Genomic DNA, 16,379 nt, shown 5'->3' on the forward strand with positions numbered 1-16,379 from the left:
GTCACCCCACGTACCCGTCCGAGTGCAGCAGTGCGGCGGCGCCGGTCCGCCGGGCCTCCAGGGCCGCGGTGAGCCGGCGCGCCGCACCGGGCTGCAGCAGGACGGCCGCCCGGGCCGGGGTGACCCAGCCGTGGTCGGCGACCTCCTCGGCCTGCGCCCGGACCGCCGTGCCGTCCGCGACCGTCCCGCCGTCGAACATGAACTGCACGGCGGGGTGGGCGTGTTCGCCCTGGTCGGGGATCGAGTCGCGCCACTCCACGACGAGCAGCCGCAGCGGCCCGGCCAACAGCCCGGTCTCCTCGTACAGTTCGCGGGCCGCGCACTCGGCGGGCCCCTCCCCCCGGTCCATCCCGCCGCCGGGGAACTGCCACTGGTCGCGGTAGCTGGCCTTCAGCAGCAGGACCCGGCCCGCCCCGTCGGTGAGCAGGACGCTGCAGCCGACGTAGGCGCGCACCATCCCGGCGAGCCACTCCTCCTCCGAGAGTGCCCAGGTGTCCGTCATCGCGCCTCCTCCGCCGGGTTCCCGTCCTCGCGGCCACTCTGCCGCGATCGCGGCCCCGGGAAAGCCGGTCGGCTCCTAATCCACCCGAATGAGTGCCGGTGGGGACGCCTATCCGAACACGGCCCGCCGGAAGGCGTTGCGCAGGTCGGTGAGCTGCTGGATCCCCCGGTCGTAGTGCACCTTGTTGGTGAGCAGCAGGGCCCAGCGGCCGAGCCTGCGGGAGACCCAGAAGCCGGTGCCGGTGAAGCCGTAGTGGACGAAGGTGCCCTCGGCCGGGTCGGTGCCGGGAGCGTGCAGCCAGGACAGGCCGCGGGCGGGGGCGAGGCCGCCGGTGTGCTCGCGCAGCGATTCGTCGATCCACGGCTCGCCCCAGGGCGCCCCGGGCGGCGGGGCGAGCAGCGCGGTGAGGAAGCGGGCGAGGTCGCGGGCGGTGGAGAAGGCCCCGGCGTTGCCGGAGACCCCGCCGAGCAGCCGGGCGGAGGGGTCGTGGACGACGCCGCACAGGTGGGTGCCGGCGCCCTCCTCGTACTCGGTGGGCGCGGTGCGGGCGGCGAGCGCGCCGCCGAGCGGGCCGTACCGGGTGTCGGTCATGCCGAGCGGCCCCCAGACCCAGCGCGCGGCGAGCTCGTCCAGCGGCGCGCCGCCGAGGTCCTCGACCAGGTGGGCGAGCAGGACGGCGGCGCGGTCGGTGTACTCGACGACCGTGCCCGGCGGGCGGTGCAGCGGGGCGGCGAGCACTCCGGCCCGGATCGCCGCGGGGTCGCGTCCGTAGAGCTGCTCGAAGCGGGTGTACGGGAGCATCCCCGCGGTGTGGGCGAGGAGTTGACGGATCGTCACCTCGCCGGCGGGGTGTCCGGCGGCCGGCGGCCACCAGCGGCCGAGCGGCTCGTCCAGCGGGAGCCGCCCGGATTGCCGCAGCACCCCCGCGCAGGGCCAGAGCGCGACGACCTTGGTGAGGCTGGCGAGGTCGTACAGCGTGTCGGGTCCGGGCCGCAGCCGCGCGTACGGCCCCTGCCCGAGCACACCGTGGCTGCCGCCGCCGAGCGTGCCGCCGGCGTCGCCGACGGCCCAGACGGCTCCCGCCCCGACGGCGCGCGCGCCCTCCCCGACCAGCCGGTCCAGCTCCCCGCCGGGCGCGGCCGGGTCGGGGAGCCGGTCGGCTCCGGGTGCTCGGTGACTCATCCGTCTCCCCCTTCGGGCCGACGGGAGCCTTCCCCGCGCAGCGGTCGCTCAGACCGCCGCGGCCAGCTCCTTGCCGAGGCAGATGCTCTGCGCGTGCTCCTTGTAGATGCCGAACTTCCGGATCGCGTCGTAGCCCTCGGAGCGGTACAGCGCGACGGCCTCGGGCTGCTCGGTGCCGGTCTCCAGGATGAAGCGGGTCCGCCCGGCCTCGATCGCGGTCCGCTCCAGGCGGCCCAGCACCGCGCGGGCCAGGCCGCGGCCGCGGGCCGCGGGGACCACGAACATCCGCTTCAGCTCCGCGTCGCCGTCGCGCAGGCCGTCCGGGCCGGCCTGCTTGGCCCGCCAGCCGCCGCAGGCGACCGGACGGCCGTCCAGGTAGGCGATCATGAACAGGCCGGCCGGTGCCTCGAAGTCCTCGGAGCGCATGACGGTCTCGTCCGGGTCGCCGTAGCGGCGCACGTACTCCTGCTGCACCTCGGCCGACAGGGTCTGGGCGTCGGGGTGGGCGTAGCCGGTGATGCGGAACTCGACGGTGCCGGTGTCCCGGGCGGTGCTGGTGCTCATGTCGAAAAGCCTACGATCCCCGCTCAGCGGGCCTCGAACCGGGCGACCAGGTCGTCCTTGCCGAACATCCGGGCGGTGTCCACGGCGCTCGGGGCGCCGGCCCGCGGGTCGGCGCCGCCGGCCAGCAGGACGTCCAGCACGTCCGTGGCGCCCTTGAAGACGGCCCCGGCCAGCGGGGTCTGCCCGTGGTCGTTGGCGAGGTTCGGGTCGGCGCCGTACCGGAGCAGCTCCGCCACCGTCGCGGCGTGGCCGTGGTACGCGGCGAGCATCACCAGGGTGTCGCCGCGGCCGTTGGTGAGGTCGGCCGGGGCCCCGGCGTCCAGGTAGGCGGACAGGGTCTCGGTCTCCCCGGCCCGGGCGGCGTCGAAGAGCTTCCCGGCGAGCGCGATCACCTCGGCGTCGGGGGCGTCGGCGGGCTGCTGGCTGGCGGCGTCGGTCATGGCGGGCGGCCTTTCCGGTCGGGTCGTCGGGCGGTCTCGGGGCTGCGCCCAGGGCACGGTAGCGGCCGGCGCCGGAACGGGCCAGCGGGCGTCCGGAATCCGGATGACGGCCCGCGCCCGCCACGACACACGGCCGCGCGCGTTGCGCAGCCATTCGAGCGAACTTCCCGGACCCCCCGGAAACTTCCCGCCCTCCGCCCGGGAATGCCTCGGCACATCGAATCCCCTCGGCACCCGGCCCCACCCCGGCCGGGCCGCATACCGCCACCCGGCCACCGGAACGGTATTGGACGGCAGAACCACCCATTTGCACCGTTCCATCATCTATTACTTTTTGTCACGATTGGTGCACTTTCTGTAACGCCCCTGCTTGTCCCCCTTCCTGAGGAGCGGAACGTGATCCTCTCGATTTCCGGCATCGTCCTGTTCGGCACCATCGCCTTTCTCTTCTTCCGCCGGGACGGACTAAAGGTCTCCCACGCCATCGTCTGCGCCCTCTTCGGCTTCTACATCGCGGGCTCCTCGATCGCACCGAGCATCACCGCGGGCGGCGCGAGCCTCGCCAGCCTGCTCAGCGGCATCAAGTTCTGACCGCGTCCAGATCTCCTCCGTACCGGCCCGGGCGCGGATCCCACCGCCCCGGGCCCCGTCGTTGCCCACCCCCGCCACCCCACCCGTCCCGCCGTTCGGGGAGTCAAGGAATGCCGCTCCACCGCCACCTCACCAAGGGCCGCACGATCGCCCGGACCGCCGGGGACCACGCCTCCGACATGTTCGCCCCGCTCTCCGTGATCGGCCGCGGCCTGCGCCACCACGTGGACTGGGCCAAGTCCCGCTGGCAGGCCACCCCCAAGGACCGCCGCGGGCCGACGCTGTTCCTGACCGCCGCCCTGCTGATCGGCGTCTACCTGCTGCCGCACGGCCTGCTGTTCGCCCTGATCACCCTGATGGCCAGCGCCGCCTGGGCCGGCCGGACCCCCAGGGCGACGCCCGCACCGCCCGCCCCGGACGTCGCCGACGTCAAGCTCGCCGCCCTCTACTCGGCGCTCACCCCGTACCTGTGCGGACCCGAGGACGCCAACCCGCTGTACCACTTCGAGGGCAGCCACAAGAACGCCTTCAGCGCGTGGGACTTCGACGGCGAGGGCCGGCTCTCCCGGCTGGAGATGACCTACCCCGCCTACTTCACCGACACCGAGCCGGCCGCCCGGGCCCGGATCGAGCAGGTCGTCCAGGGCAAGGCCGGCCGGGCCCGCGAGTACCGCTTCGACTGGGACGAGGAGTCCAACCGGCTGCGGATCACCGCCCTCGCCCCGCTGGCCGCCGACATCGCCGCCCAGCGCTTCGTGGCGGCCCCCGGCGAGATCGTGCTGGGCTTCACCGACGAGGACGGCACCGCCCGGACCATCCCGGTCGTCCGGGGCGGCACCACCGTCCAGCAGCCGCCGGTGGTCTGGCGCACCGGCCCGCGCTCCGCCGAGCCGCACCTGCTGGTGCTCGGCGTCACCGGCTACGGCACCTCCAGCCTGCTGCGCTCGGTGGCGCTCCAGGCCCTCCCGTACGCCGACCTGGTGGTGGTCGACGGTGCGGGCACCGGCGAGCACGCCTGCCTGGTGAACCGGCCCGGCGTGCACACCGTGGAGACCAGCCTGCACGGCGCGCTGGCCGCCCTGGACTGGGCCGTCGGCGAGACCGAGCGCAGGCTCGCCGCGCTCAACGCCGCCCGGCACGCCGGGACCGCCCCGCCCGAGGACGTCACCCGGCCGCTGTGGCTGCTGCTGGACCACCCCACCGAGCTGAGCGAGCTCGCCCGGGCCGAGGGCCGCCCCGACCCGCAGGACCTCCTGGAGCTCCCGCTGCGCCACGGCCGGGCCGCCCGGGTCACCGTGGTGGTCGCCGACGACCTGGAGGCCCGGGACCGGATCACCGCCACCGTCCGCGCCACCACCCGGGCCCGCGTGGTGCTCGGCCCGGCCGGCCCGGACGAGGGGCGCGAAGCGCTCGGCGCGCCGCTGGACATCGTGCCCGCCGCCCGCGCCCCGATCGGGCGCGGCTACGCCCGGATCGGCAACGGCGCCCCGGTCCGGCTCCAGGTGCCCGCCACCGTCGATCCGCTGGACGACGAGGCCCCGGCCGCGCTGCGGGACGCGGTGATCGCACTGCTGCCGCACCGGGACACCCGCACCGAGGCGGCCGCCGCCGAGCCGCCGCGCCCGGACCGCCCGCCGGTGGTGCCCGCGGCCGATCCGGCCCGTCCGGTCGACCTGGCCAAGGGCGAGCCGATGATCCGTTCACGGCCGATCTCCTGACGGCCGGGCCGGGCCGCCTCCCTGGGCCTCCTCCCCGGCCGGTTCTCGGCTCCCGGCAGGGGTCGGCGCCCGGCTCCGAATCCCGTCCCGGTACGCTCGTCACGGAAAGTCCGCTCGATCACCAGATGTGAAATAGGTGACACCTGGGGTGATATCACCGGCCAGATGTGACAAATCGGGCGCGGGTGGGTACAAACAGGGGCGGCACTACAAGACGACGCATGTCCCGGGACGGGAATCTTCGTCGGAAGCCGAGCGTTGACCGAACGACGAAGAACAGCGACCACTAGTCCTGTGGGCCATAAGCCCGGGAGGCACGATTCATGAGCGAGCGAGCTCTCCGCGGCACGCGACTCGGGGCCACTAGCTACGAGACCGACCGTGGTATCGATCTGGCTCCCCGCCAGACCGTCGAGTACGCATGTCAGAACGGACACCGTTTCGAGGTTCCTTTCTCGGTCGAGGCGGAGATCCCCGCGACCTGGGAATGCCGCTTCTGCGGCCAGGAGGCGGCACTTCTCGACGGCGACGAGCCGGAGGAGAAGAAGATCAAGCCGACGCGCACCCATTGGGACATGCTGATGGAGCGCCGGACGCGCGAGGAGTTGGAGGAGGTGCTGGCCGAACGGCTGGCCGTGCTCCGCTCCGGTGGGATGAACCTCGCGGTGCACCCGCGAGACACCCGTAAGAGCGCCTGACACCTCTCTCCCGCCCCGAGCGGGAGGACGCGAAAAGGGACCCTGGTCACCAGGGTCCCTTTCGCGTTGTCCGGCGCCGCGCCCGCCTTCCCGGAGCCGTCCGCCGGGCCGTGCCGTGCACGCGAGGAGCCCCCGGGGGCGGGTTCTCCACGCCCCGGGGGCTCCCGTCGGAACGGGCGGGTCAGCCGGCGATCGGCGGGCGGTAGGTGGTGTCCGGGCCCTGCGGGCCGCGCGGACCGGCCTCCGGGTCCACGACCTCGCCCTGGATCACCTTGCCGTCCGGACGGTGGATGCGCAGCTGCTCCTGCAGCCGCATCGCGTCCGCGAACGGGTCGGCGCCGGCTACCGAGGCGCTGCGCAGCGCCTTGTCCGCGACCCGGCGGCCGAGCACCCGCCACAGGGCCCGGGTGGGCGGGAAGAGCAGGGTCAGGGCCAGCAGGTCGGACAGGAAGCCGGGGACGATCAGCAGCAGGCCGCCCAGCACGGTCATGCTGGTGCCGGTCTGCGGCTGCTGGGACTGCGGATTCTTGCTCTGCTCGATCGCCGCCGACAGCGCCTTCAGCCCGGCCCGCTTGATCAGCGAGCCGCCGATCAGGACGCCCGCGACGAGCAGCAGCACGACGGTGAAGCCGCCCAGCCAGGAGCCGACCTGGACCAGCAGCCAGATCTCCAGCACCAGCCAGGCGGTGATCAGCAGCGGCAGCACCCGGCGGAGCCTGCTGCGCGGGGCCGGACGGGTGGGGGTAGCTTGCTGGGTCACGGTACGAATCCACTCCAAGCGGTGCTCTGCGCGCCGCACGGGAGGTCCGGGCCGGCTACGGCACCACCTGCTTCAACGATTCCCGCGCCGCCGGTGTTCCGGCGGCCGGGCCCGGGTGGCGCGCCCTACGCCTTCCGGCGCCGTCCGGCCAGCAGGGCCGCGCCGCAGGCCAGCAGGCCGCCGACGGCCAGCGTCCACTCCGGGGCGGCGCCGACCCGGTCGGCGACGGTGGTGCCGTCGCGCAGCGGGACGGTCGCCGACAGCTCGGCCGCGGTCAGCTCCTCGGTGCGCTGCTGGACGCTGCCGTCCGGGGCGATCACCGCGCTGATGCCGCTGGTGGCGGCGATCAGCACCGCCCGGCCGTGCTCGACGGCCCGCAGCCGGCTCATCGCCAGCTGCTGCTCGGGCTGCCCGGTCTTCGCGTAGGTCGCGTTGTTGGTCTGGACGACCAGGACCCGGGCGCCGCTGTCCACGGTGTCGCGGACGATCTCGTCGTACGCGACCTCGAAGCAGATCACGTCGCCGATCCTGGCCGGGCCGAGCTGCATCACACCGTTGTGGTCGCCGGGGTAGAAGTCCCGGGCGACCCGCTGGAGGCGGGTGATCACCGTCATCAGCTGGGCGCGGAAGGGCACGTACTCGCCGAACGGGACGGGGTGCTGCTTGGTGTAGGAGGCGCCGGGGCCGGTGACCGGGTCCCAGACGATGCCCTCGTTCTGGACGTGCTGCGCGTCCGGGCCGTCCACCAGGGTGCCGACCAGGGTCGGCACCCCGACCGCCTTGACCGCCTGGTCGATCCGCTGGCGGGCCAGCGGATCGCTGAACGGGTCGAGGTCGGAGGAGTTCTCCGGCCAGATCACGATGTCGGGGCGCTCGACCTTGCCGGCCCTGATGTCGGCGGCGAGCCGCTCGGTGGCCGAGGCGTGGTTGTTGAGGACCATCATCGAGCGGCCCAGGAAGTCCATGCCCGGGTTGGGCACGTTGCCCTGGACGATGGCGACCTTGACGGTGTCGTCGGCGGCCGTGGGCACCGGGACGAGGTAGCCGGCCAGCAGCGCGGCCACCGCGCCGAGCGCCGCCAGCGCGGCCGCCCTCGGGGCCCTGCCGGGCCCGCGCACCCGCAGCGCGGCCCAGCCCAGCAGGGCGCCGCAGAGGGCGACCGCGAAGGTCACCAGCGGTGCGCCGCCGAGCGCGGCCAGCGGGGTGAACGGGCTGGCGGTGTTGGCGAAGGCGAGCCGGCCCCAGGGGAAGCCGCCGAGCGGCAGCCGGTCGCGGGCCCACTCCTGGGTGACCCACAGGCAGGCCGCCCAGAGCGGCCACCCCGGCAGCCGGGAGGTGACGGCCAGGGCGCCGCCCAGCAGGGCCAGGAACAGCGCCTCCACGACGGACAGGCCGATCGTGGCGTCCCAGCCGACCACCCGCAGCCAGCTGAGCAGCATCAGGAAGAACGGCAGGCCGAACGCGAAACCGGTCCACAGGCCCTGGCGGAAGGTGCGGCCCCGGGTCAGCAGCGAGAGCGCGGCGACCCCGAGCAGCGACAGCGGCCACAGGTCGTACGGCGGGAAGGCGAGGGCCAGCAGCAGGCCGGCCAGGACGGCGAGGCCGGTGCGCGGGAGCCCGGCGCGGATCCTGGCGAGCGCGCGGGCTCCGCGGCTCGGTCGGGGCGCCGGCTCCTGCGGCTCGGGTACGGCCTCGGGCCGTTCCTGGGTGACGGGAGTGGCCACCGGCGCACCATCTTCCTGGGGCTTGCTGTTCGGACGCTGTGCGAAGAAGGTACCCCGGAACGTCGGTGGCCCGTGCGGTGAGGGTGACGGCGGGGTCAGCGCGGGGCGTAGCGGAAATCCCGCAACGGCCAGTGCCCGGTGAGCCAGTCGGAGACGGCGCGGTGCAGCGGCGCGTCCAGGTGGGCGCGGTCGGCCCGGACCCAGGAGCTGACCGAGACCACCGAGGGGTCCTCGCGGTCCGGGTAGATGTAGACGCAGCCGATCACCTCGTCGCGGTCCGGCTCCAGGACGGTGTAGGTGAAGCCGGTGCGGGCCTCGAAGTCGGCGGCGTGGCGGCGCAGGTCGTCGAGGTTGCGCTCCGGGGGCATTCCGTCGGCGGGCGGCCAGCCGCGGCCGGCCCAGCCGGGGGTGGCGCGGATGCCGCGATGCTGCTCGTCCAGGCGGCGTGGTCGGAGGCGTTGTGCCGCTCGCCCAGGGGCTCCAGGCGGAACTCCGGGGCGAGCAGCTCGCGCGGGACGGTGAAGTCGGCGGGCACCGGTTCGGTCATGCCGATCAACCTAGGGCGTGTCTGACAATTCCCGCCGGGTGCGCGACGCCGGAGCACGCACCTCGCCGCGTTGTCGTCGGTCGCCAATGCTCCGCAGTGACTCCCTCCTCCGCCTTGCGATGCACGCACCCCAACGCCGCGCCCTGATCCGACGCGAATGGTCAGACACGCCCTTGGGCGTGCCCGCCCGACGTTCCACGGGGATTACCGCTGGTACACCGTGCGGCCGCGGACCACGGTGCGCAGGCAGGTCGGCAGCGGGTGGCCCGGGGTCAGGTCGGGCAGCCCGGGGGTGCCCGAGCGCGGGTCGGTGGACCAGCCCGCCACCCGGGAGTCGGGGGCCTGGACGACCAGCTCGCCGGCCGCCCAGATCGCGTAGCTGGCGACGGCGCCGGGGACGAGCACGCCGTCCTGGTCGCGGCCGATCGCGCGCCAGCCGCCGCGGGTGTGGGCGGTGAAGGCCGCGCGGACCGAGATCCGGTGCTCCGGGGTCCGGTGGAAGGCGGCCGCGCGGACGGTGCCCCAGGGGTCGAGCGGGGTGACCGGGGCGTCCGAGCCGAAGGCCAGCGGGACGCCGGCCCGCAGCAGCGCGGCGAAGGGGTTGAGGGCGGCCGCCCGCTCGGCGCCCAGGCGCTGGACGTACATGCCCTCCGGGCCGCCCCAGGCGGCGTCGAAGGCGGGCTGGACGGAGGCGGTCAGGCCGAGTTCGGCGAAGGCGGCGACGGCCTTGTCGTCCAGGGCCTCGGCGTGCTCGACGCGGTGGCGCAGGGCCTTGACCCGGGCGGCGCCGACCCGGGCGCCGGCCTCCCGGACGCCGTCGAGGACCGCCGTGACCGCCGCGTCGCCGATGGCGTGGAACCCGGCCTGGATCCCGGCCTCGGTGCAGGCGGCGACGTGGTCGGCGACCTGCTCGGCGGTCAGGTAGGCGGTGCCGGTGTGCTCCGCGTCCTCGTACGGGGCGTGCAGGCAGGCGGTGTGCGAGCCGAGCGCGCCGTCCACGAAGAGGTCGCCTCCGGCGCCCACCGCACCGAGCCTGCGGGCGGTGTCGACACCGCCCAACTCGCCCCAGTAGCCGAAGACTTCGGGCCCCTCGCCCTCGGCGGCCAGGGCCAGCAGGGCGGCCAGGTCGGCCTCCGAGGAGATCTCCGGGCCGGCGCACTCGTGCAGGGCGCCGATGCCGAGTTCGGCGGCGCGGGCCAGGGTGGCGCGCTGGGCCCGGCGGCGCTGCCCGGGGGTGAGGCGGGCCAGCGCGGTCTGCCGCACGGCGTGGTGGGCGTCCTTGGTGAGCGGGCCCTCGGGGTCGAAGCCGGGCGCCCCGGCCAGGCCCTCGGTGAGGGTGCGCAGCGCGGTGGTGGCGAGCGCGGAGTGCACATCGGTGCGGGAGAGGTAGAGCGCGGCGCCACGGGCGGCGGCGTCGAGTTCGGCGAGCGTGGGCGGGCGGCCCTCGGGCCAGCCGGTCTCGTCCCAGCCGTGGCCGATCAGCACCCCGCCGGGCTCGGGCCGGGCGTCGACGAAGGCGGTGACGGCGGCCAGGGCGGCGGCCAGCGAGGGGCTGCCGGTGAGGTCGAGGCCGGTGAGCGCCAGGCCGGTGGCGGTGGCGTGCACGTGGGCGTCCACGAAGGCGGGGGTGACCAGGGCGCCGTCCAGCTCGACGATCTCGTCGACGGTCGCGGCGTACGCCTCGGCGGCGCCGTCGCTGCCGACCCAGGCGACGTGCCCGCCTTCCACGAGCATCGCGGTGGCGAAGGGGTCGGCGGGGCTGTAGACGGCGCCGCCGCGCAGCAGGACGGTCCAGGAGGTGCGTTCGGTCATGCCGCCAAGTCTGCACCCCACCGGTTCGCGGTCAGAGCTTCGGGGGGCGTGCCTCGTACGGGGTGGACAGGACGACGGTGGTGCGGGTGGAGACGCCGGCGGCGCTGCGGATGCGCGCGAGCAGGTCCTCCAGGTCGCCGGGGGCGCCGACGCGGACCTTGAGGATGTAGTTCTCGTCGCCCGCGACGCTGTGGCAGGCCTCGATCTCGGGCAGGCCGGCCAGCCGCTCGGGGGTGTCGTCCGGGGCGCTCGGGTCGAAGGGTTTGACCGAGATGAACGCGGTCAGCGCCAGGTCGACGGAGTCGGGGTCGATGATCGCGGTGTAGCCGCGGATCACCCCGCGCTGTTCGAGGCGGCGCACCCGCTGGTGCACCGCCGAGGTGGACAGGCCGGTGGCCTTGCCCAGGTCCGTGTAGCTCATCCGGCCGTCCTCGAGGAGCAGCTGGACGATGCGTTGGTCGAGATCCTCCACAGTGCGCAAACCTACCCGGTCGGGAGCACGGGGGGCGCACGCGGTGGCACGGGACGGGTTCGCAGGTGCCGGGCGGGCACATGCCGGGCGAATGTGGCATCCGGTGTGGCCAAGGACACACCCGGTGCATCATGGTGCACGGGACCGCAGGATTATGAGTCCGGATCACAGGGAAGTGCTGGTTGTGGCCCTGGACGACCACGCCGGGCCCGATCCTAGGGGGATCCTCATGCCTGCTACCGACCAGCGTGTGCTGGGCTCCGACGAGACCGACGATATGGCCGACCGCGAGGACCTCGCGGTCGGCCACCTGCCGGGCACCGACCCCGGTGAGGCGGAGACCTGGGACATCTTCCGGGTCGACTGCCCCGAGTGCCGCCGCCCGATCGCCCTGGTGGCGGACGAGGAGCGGCTGCCGCAACACGCGCTGCTGCCGACCGCCTGGAACCCCTTCTCCCCCGCGATCTGCCCGGGTTCGGGCACGCCGACGGACGACCTGGCCGAGGTCGAGGCCCAGGAGGACGCCGAACCGGCCGGCTTCGACGCGCTGTTCAAGCTTCCGAGCGGGCTGGACTGGCGCACCCAGCCGTTCTCGCACGCCGTCGCGCACTGCCCGGTACGGCTCGCCGCGGTCCCCGAGGCCGCCCCGGTGGCGCCCGCCGTCCCGGCCGTCGCGGCGCTGCGGGCCGCCATCCCGGAGCAGCGCCGCCGTCGTCCGGCGCTGACCGGCCGCACCGCCAAGGCGAGCTGACGCTCCGCCGGGAACGCCTCCGGCCGTCACTCCGCACCCTGGAGTGACGGCCGGAGGCCGTACGGGGGGATCGGGGCGGTCCGGCGGCTCCCCCGCCGGACGGCCCCCGGGCGTCAGCCCTTGGTGAGGTGGCGCCCGATCACCAGGCGCTGGATCTGGTTGGTGCCCTCGACGATCTGCAGCACCTTGGCCTCGCGCATGTAGCGCTCGGCCGGGAAGTCCTGGGTGTAGCCGTAGCCGCCGAGCACCTGGACGGCGTCGGTGGCCACCCGCATCGCCGCGTCCGTGCAGAACAGCTTCGCCATCGCCGCCTCCTTGGAGAACGGCCGGCCGGCGTCCCGCAGCCGGGCGGCGGACAGGTAGAGCGAGCGCCCGGCCTCGATCTGGGTGGCCATGTCGGCGAGCATGAAGGACAGGCCCTGGAACTCGGCGATCGGGCGGCCGAACTGGCGCCGGGTGCGGGCGTAGTCGACCGCGAGGTCGAGCGCGGCCTGGGCCACGCCTATCGCGCAGGCGGCGATGCCGAGGCGGCCGGAGTCCAGCGCGGCGAGCGCGATCTGGAAGCCCTGCCCCTCCTCGCCGATCAGCCGCTCGCTCGGGACGCGCGCGCCGTCGAAGTGCAGCTGCGCGGTCGGCGAGGAGCGCATGCCCATCTTGTGCTCCGGCGGGGCCGCGGACAGGCCCTGCTGGGTGCCGGGGACCAGCAGGCAGCTGATGCCCTTGGGGCCGTCGACGCCGGTGCGCACCAGGGCGCTGTAGAAGTCGGCCTGGCCGCCGTGGGTGATCCAGGCCTTGGTGCCGTTCACCACGTACGCCTCGCCGTCGAGGTCGGCGCGGGTGCGCAGCGCGGCCGCGTCCGAGCCGGACTGCGGCTCGGAGAGGCAGTAGGCGCCGAGCTGCTCGCCGGAGAGCATGGCGGGCAGCCACGCGTCGCGCTGCTCGTCCGTGCCGAAGGTGGCCAGCGCGTGGCAGGAGAGGGTGTGCACGCTGACGCCGAGGCCGATGGCCAGCCAGCCGGCCGCGAGCTCCTCCAGCACCTGCAGGTACACCTCGTAGGGCTGTTCGCCGCCGCCGTACTTCTCGTCGTACGGGAGGGAGAGCAGGCCGGCCTCGCCGAGGGTGCGGAAGACGTCGCGCGGGAAGCGGTCGGCGGCCTCGTCCTCCGCCGCACGCGGCTGGAGCTCGCGCTGGACCAGGTCGCGGGTGAGGCTCAGCAGCTCGCGGGCCTCCTCGCTCGGCAGCTGGCGCTCCACGGCTTTCACAGGGGAGGGGGTCATGGCGGTGGTCGCCTCCTCGATCGGGCGCCGGACCGAGGTGTCGGCTGACCCGGCGGGGTGCGGCTTGTCGGACCGACCGGCACCGGGTTGCGGTGAACGGCCGTTCACAGTCGTGGCGAAGGCGAGTATGCCCGAAACCCGCGCTGCCGTCACGACCTGCACAGATGAACTGTCCGCAGTGGCGGGCTACGGCACCGTAGGGTTGACGTTGTGGCTGCATCCGAACCCTTCCCGCCCCCGCTCCGGCCCGCTCCGGAGGACCTGCCGGCCGCGCTCGCGGCGGAGCTGCGCGCGCTGCCGCCCTCCTGCGGGCCGGTGCGGCTGGTCGCGGTGGACGGGCACGCGGGGTCCGGCAAGACCACCTTCGCCGGCCGGCTGGCGGCGGCGCTCGGCGGGGCCCCGGTGGTCCACCTCGACGACCTGGCCACCCACCGCGAGCCGTTCGGGTGGACCGGACGGCTGCGCGGGCAGGTGCTGGAGCCGCTGGCGGCCGGGCGGGACGCCGAGTACCGGGTGTACGACTGGACGCTGCGCCGCTTCGCGGGCACGGCCGCGGTGCCGGCCGCCCCGGTGGTGCTGGTCGAGGGGGTCGGCGCGGGCCGGCGGGCGGTGCGGCCGTGGCTGGCCCGGGTGATCTGGATGGAGCTGGACGCCGCTTCGGCCCGGCGGCGCGGGGAGGAGCGGGACGGTCCGGAACTGGCCGAGTTCTGGGCGGGCTGGGCCCGGGCCGAATCGGCGCATTTCGCCGCCGATCCGAGCCGTCCGTACGCCGCGACGCGGGTCGACGGGGTGACCGGCCGGATCGCCCCGGGCACCGTCGGTGAAACTTCAACCACCGCCTTGACCTGCGACATCGCCAGGATCTAGGTTCTCCTCAGCTGCCGGAACGAAAGCTTCCGGTTGCCTCGGACCCGGCGCCCCCGGCTTGTTCCCCCGTGAGCCGGGGACGCCGTCCGGTCCCCTTCCGAAACTCGCTCCCCGGCAGCCCGTTTCGTCGCCCGGCCGCTCAACGGCCGCTCGTGCGATCGCATTTGACCCTGTTCGGCACCCTTCCGGATCAGCGCCGCGCCGGTACGATTCCTGGCAGGCGCAGATGCGCCGCAAGGGGGTCGACGACCACCGGCCAGGCTAGGCGCAGGCAACCCGCCGGCCGAGCCCCGGGCCGCACCGCGGGGGGCGTGAGTGACGACGGTGGACAGTTCCGACAGCACGGCGGGCGGGCCCGACCGGCTCGCCGACCGCGCCTGGCTGCGCGCCATGGACGCCTACACGGCCGGTGCGTACACCCGGGCCGAGGAGGAGTTCCGGGCCGCCGTCCGGCTGGACCCGGGCATGGCCGACGCCTGGCTCGGACTGCACGCGCTGCGCAGCGACACCTCGGCCGCGCTGCTGGCCATGTACCGCCACCAGAAGCGGTTCGGCGAACAGCGGCGGCTGCACCGACGGCCGCTCAGTTCCTGGTACTGGCTGGGCTGGTGGGTGCAGCCGGTGCTGGAGGACGCCCGCGACCTCGCGCTGGCGCACGCCTCGCACTGGCTGGACGGCCGCCACCTGGCCGAGCTGGACCGGGCGCTGGAACAGTGCCCGGCGCCCGGCGAGGACCCCTGCGCCCGCTTCCTGTACGCCTGCCGGTCCTACCTGCTCAAGGACTGGGAGCAGCTGATCAGGGACACCGACCGCCTGCTGGACGACCCGCTGCTCGGCATCGAGGCCGGGCTGTTCGCCGGCATGGCGCGGGTGCGCCTCGACATGTGCGCCCAGGCGCAGGCGCCGCTGGCCGTCTCGCTGGCCCGCTGCCGCTCCGAACAGCCCCAGCGCAAGGAACTGCGGTACTGGCTGGCCCGGGCGTACGAGGGCGCCGGACGCAGCGCCGCGGCGCTGCCGCTCTACCGGGCGGTGCACCGGGCGGACCCGGCGTTCATGGACACCGCGACCCGGCTGACGGCCATCGCGGCCGAGGACGCGCTCGCGGACGGACTCATGGACGCAATCGCGGACGGACTGCCGGCCGGCGGGCGCCCGGGAGCGGCCGACGCCGCCCTGCCGGACGCCCCCGGCTTCGACGCCGAGTACCCGGACGAGGCCGGGTTCACCGGGTTGCCCGGGTACGGCGGGTTGCCCGGGTACGGCGAGGAGTTCGGGGACGCGGGCGGGCCGAGCGGGCCGACCGTCTCCGGCGACGGGGTGTCGACCGGCGCCCTGTCCGGCGGCTTCCCGTCGGGCGGCGGGCCCTCGGTGGACGCCGGGCTGGTGGACGCCGGACTGGTGGACGTGCCCCCGGCGGACGGCGCCCTGACCGCCGGCGGCGCCCTGCTGGACGGCGGCGCGGCCGACGGCGCCGCCCAGGCCGCCGGGGAACGCTCCGGCTCGGGCGCGCCGCCGGCCTCCGCCGCACCCCCGCCGCTGCCCGCCCTCGGCCGGGCGCAGCCCCGGACCGCCGCCGTGCCCGAGCCCCGGTCCGCCGGCGACGAACGGGAGCTGGACGCGGCCCTGGCCGAACTCTCGCTGATGGTCGGCCTGGAGCCGGTCAAGCGCCAGGTGCGGGCGCTGTCCGCGCAGTTGAGAATGTCGCGGCTGCGGGCCGAGCAGGGCCTGCCCGTCCAGCCGCCGAAGCGCCACTTCGTCTTCTCCGGCCCCTCGGGCACCGGGAAGACCACCGTGGCCCGCATCCTCGGCCGGGTCTTCCACGCCCTCGGGCTGCTCTCCGGCGACCACCTGGTGGAGGCCCAACGCGCTGACCTGGTAGGCGAGTTCCTCGGCCAGACCGCCGTGAAGGCGAACGAGCTGATCGACTCCGCACTGGACGGCGTGCTCTTCATCGACGAGGCGTACAGCCTCTCCAACTCCGGCTACACCAAGGGCGACGCGTACGGCGACGAGGCGCTCCAGGTGCTGCTCAAGCGTGCCGAGGACAACCGCGACCGGCTGGTGGTGATCCTGGCGGGCTACCCCGAGGGCATGAACCGGCTGCTCGCCACCAACCCCGGCCTCAACTCCCGCTTCACCACCCGGGTCGACTTCCCCAGCTACCGCCCGGGCGAACTGACCGCGATCGGCGCCTCGCTGGCCGGCCGGGACGGCGACGGCTGGGACGAGGACGCCGCCGAGGAGCTGGCCAGCATCTGCGCCCACGTGGTCCGCGAGGGCTGGATCGACGAGCTGGGCAACGGCCGGTTCATCCGCACCCTGTACGAGAAGTCCTGCGCCTACCGGGACCTGCGGCTGTCGCTGCTGCGCGAGCCGCCGGGCCGGGAGGACCTCGCCACCCTGCGGCTGCCGGACCTGGTCCAGGCGTACGGGGAGCTGATCGACGGCCGGAGCTGACCGGCGGGCGGTGCCTG

Annotated in this window: 16 protein-coding genes; 6 read left to right on the forward strand and 10 right to left on the reverse strand. The window is 74.8% G+C overall.

Annotated elements, in window-relative coordinates; translation table 11 throughout:
- Position 1: 1 nt before the first annotated feature.
- The 4 genes from ACFVVA_RS12020 to ACFVVA_RS12035 all read right to left on the reverse strand — a co-directional run bounded on the left by ACFVVA_RS12020 (position 2) and on the right by ACFVVA_RS12035 (position 2,688).
- Positions 2–502, reverse strand: coding sequence for an NUDIX domain-containing protein (locus tag ACFVVA_RS12020; protein ID WP_387688384.1), 501 nt, complete (start codon positions 500–502; stop codon positions 2–4).
- A 108-nt stretch (positions 503–610) separates the two neighbouring features.
- A complete protein-coding gene (locus tag ACFVVA_RS12025) occupies positions 611–1,684 on the reverse strand; it encodes a serine hydrolase domain-containing protein (RefSeq protein ID WP_387688386.1) in 1,074 nt (357 codons plus the stop codon).
- A gap of 48 nt (positions 1,685–1,732) precedes the next feature.
- Positions 1,733–2,248: a GNAT family N-acetyltransferase gene (locus ACFVVA_RS12030; RefSeq protein ID WP_387688388.1), complete on the reverse strand. Its 516-nt coding sequence runs from the start codon at positions 2,246–2,248 to the stop codon at positions 1,733–1,735.
- Between the two features lie 23 nt (positions 2,249–2,271).
- Positions 2,272–2,688: an ankyrin repeat domain-containing protein gene (locus ACFVVA_RS12035; protein ID WP_387688390.1), complete on the reverse strand. Its 417-nt coding sequence runs from the start codon at positions 2,686–2,688 to the stop codon at positions 2,272–2,274.
- A gap of 396 nt (positions 2,689–3,084) precedes the next feature.
- Here ACFVVA_RS12035 and ACFVVA_RS12040 point away from each other — a divergent pair, with 396 nt between their 5' ends.
- The 3 genes from ACFVVA_RS12040 (at position 3,085) to ACFVVA_RS12050 (ending at position 5,695) form a co-directional block, all read left to right on the forward strand.
- Positions 3,085–3,279, forward strand: a complete 195-nt coding sequence (locus tag ACFVVA_RS12040) for a hypothetical protein (protein ID WP_359827363.1) — start codon at positions 3,085–3,087, stop codon at positions 3,277–3,279.
- A gap of 110 nt (positions 3,280–3,389) precedes the next feature.
- The gene (locus ACFVVA_RS12045) at positions 3,390–4,997 is read left to right on the forward strand and encodes a hypothetical protein (protein ID WP_387688392.1); all 1,608 of its coding nucleotides are present in this window, start codon (positions 3,390–3,392) and stop codon (positions 4,995–4,997) included.
- A 323-nt stretch (positions 4,998–5,320) separates the two neighbouring features.
- Positions 5,321–5,695 (forward strand): RNA polymerase-binding protein RbpA, encoded by a 375-nt coding sequence (locus ACFVVA_RS12050; RefSeq protein WP_049655293.1) that lies wholly within the window; start codon positions 5,321–5,323, stop codon positions 5,693–5,695.
- Between the two features lie 181 nt (positions 5,696–5,876).
- Here the strand turns inward: ACFVVA_RS12050 and fxsA are convergent, their stop codons facing one another.
- The 5 genes from fxsA to ACFVVA_RS12075 all read right to left on the reverse strand — a co-directional run bounded on the left by fxsA (position 5,877) and on the right by ACFVVA_RS12075 (position 11,010).
- Positions 5,877–6,455, reverse strand: a complete 579-nt coding sequence (gene fxsA / locus ACFVVA_RS12055; protein WP_387688395.1) for an FxsA family membrane protein — start codon at positions 6,453–6,455, stop codon at positions 5,877–5,879.
- 125 nt (positions 6,456–6,580) lie between these two features.
- Positions 6,581–8,179 (reverse strand): apolipoprotein N-acyltransferase, encoded by a 1,599-nt coding sequence (gene lnt / locus ACFVVA_RS12060; RefSeq protein WP_387688397.1) that lies wholly within the window; start codon positions 8,177–8,179, stop codon positions 6,581–6,583.
- A gap of 95 nt (positions 8,180–8,274) precedes the next feature.
- Positions 8,275–8,547 carry a hypothetical protein gene (locus ACFVVA_RS12065; RefSeq protein ID WP_387688399.1) on the reverse strand — a complete coding sequence of 91 codons (273 nt, stop codon included), beginning with the start codon at positions 8,545–8,547 and terminating at the stop codon, positions 8,275–8,277.
- A 383-nt stretch (positions 8,548–8,930) separates the two neighbouring features.
- Entirely contained in the window at positions 8,931–10,538 is a 1,608-nt protein-coding gene (locus tag ACFVVA_RS12070) for an amidohydrolase (RefSeq protein ID WP_387688401.1), read from the reverse strand.
- Positions 10,539–10,569: 31 nt separating this feature from the next.
- On the reverse strand, positions 10,570–11,010 hold the full coding sequence (locus tag ACFVVA_RS12075; protein ID WP_030243361.1) for an Lrp/AsnC family transcriptional regulator: 441 nt from the start codon (positions 11,008–11,010) through the stop codon (positions 10,570–10,572).
- Between the two features lie 229 nt (positions 11,011–11,239).
- Here ACFVVA_RS12075 and ACFVVA_RS12080 point away from each other — a divergent pair, with 229 nt between their 5' ends.
- On the forward strand, positions 11,240–11,761 hold the full coding sequence (locus ACFVVA_RS12080; RefSeq protein ID WP_387688403.1) for a hypothetical protein: 522 nt from the start codon (positions 11,240–11,242) through the stop codon (positions 11,759–11,761).
- A gap of 113 nt (positions 11,762–11,874) precedes the next feature.
- On the opposite strand, the gene ACFVVA_RS12085 is transcribed toward ACFVVA_RS12080, so the two are convergent.
- Complete coding sequence (locus ACFVVA_RS12085) at positions 11,875–13,038, reverse strand: acyl-CoA dehydrogenase family protein (RefSeq protein ID WP_387688405.1); 1,164 nt, start codon at positions 13,036–13,038, stop codon at positions 11,875–11,877.
- Positions 13,039–13,248: 210 nt separating this feature from the next.
- Here ACFVVA_RS12085 and ACFVVA_RS12090 point away from each other — a divergent pair, with 210 nt between their 5' ends.
- Both ACFVVA_RS12090 and ACFVVA_RS12095 read left to right on the forward strand, forming a co-directional pair.
- Positions 13,249–13,905, forward strand: a complete 657-nt coding sequence (locus ACFVVA_RS12090; protein ID WP_387688407.1) for a uridine kinase — start codon at positions 13,249–13,251, stop codon at positions 13,903–13,905.
- A 390-nt stretch (positions 13,906–14,295) separates the two neighbouring features.
- The gene (locus ACFVVA_RS12095) at positions 14,296–16,362 is read left to right on the forward strand and encodes an AAA family ATPase (protein WP_387688752.1); all 2,067 of its coding nucleotides are present in this window, start codon (positions 14,296–14,298) and stop codon (positions 16,360–16,362) included.
- Positions 16,363–16,379: the final 17 nt, after the last annotated feature.

This window comes from Kitasatospora sp. NPDC058048 (genome assembly GCF_042885555.1).
Classification (GTDB): Bacteria; Actinomycetota; Actinomycetes; order Streptomycetales; family Streptomycetaceae; genus Kitasatospora; species Kitasatospora lactacystinica.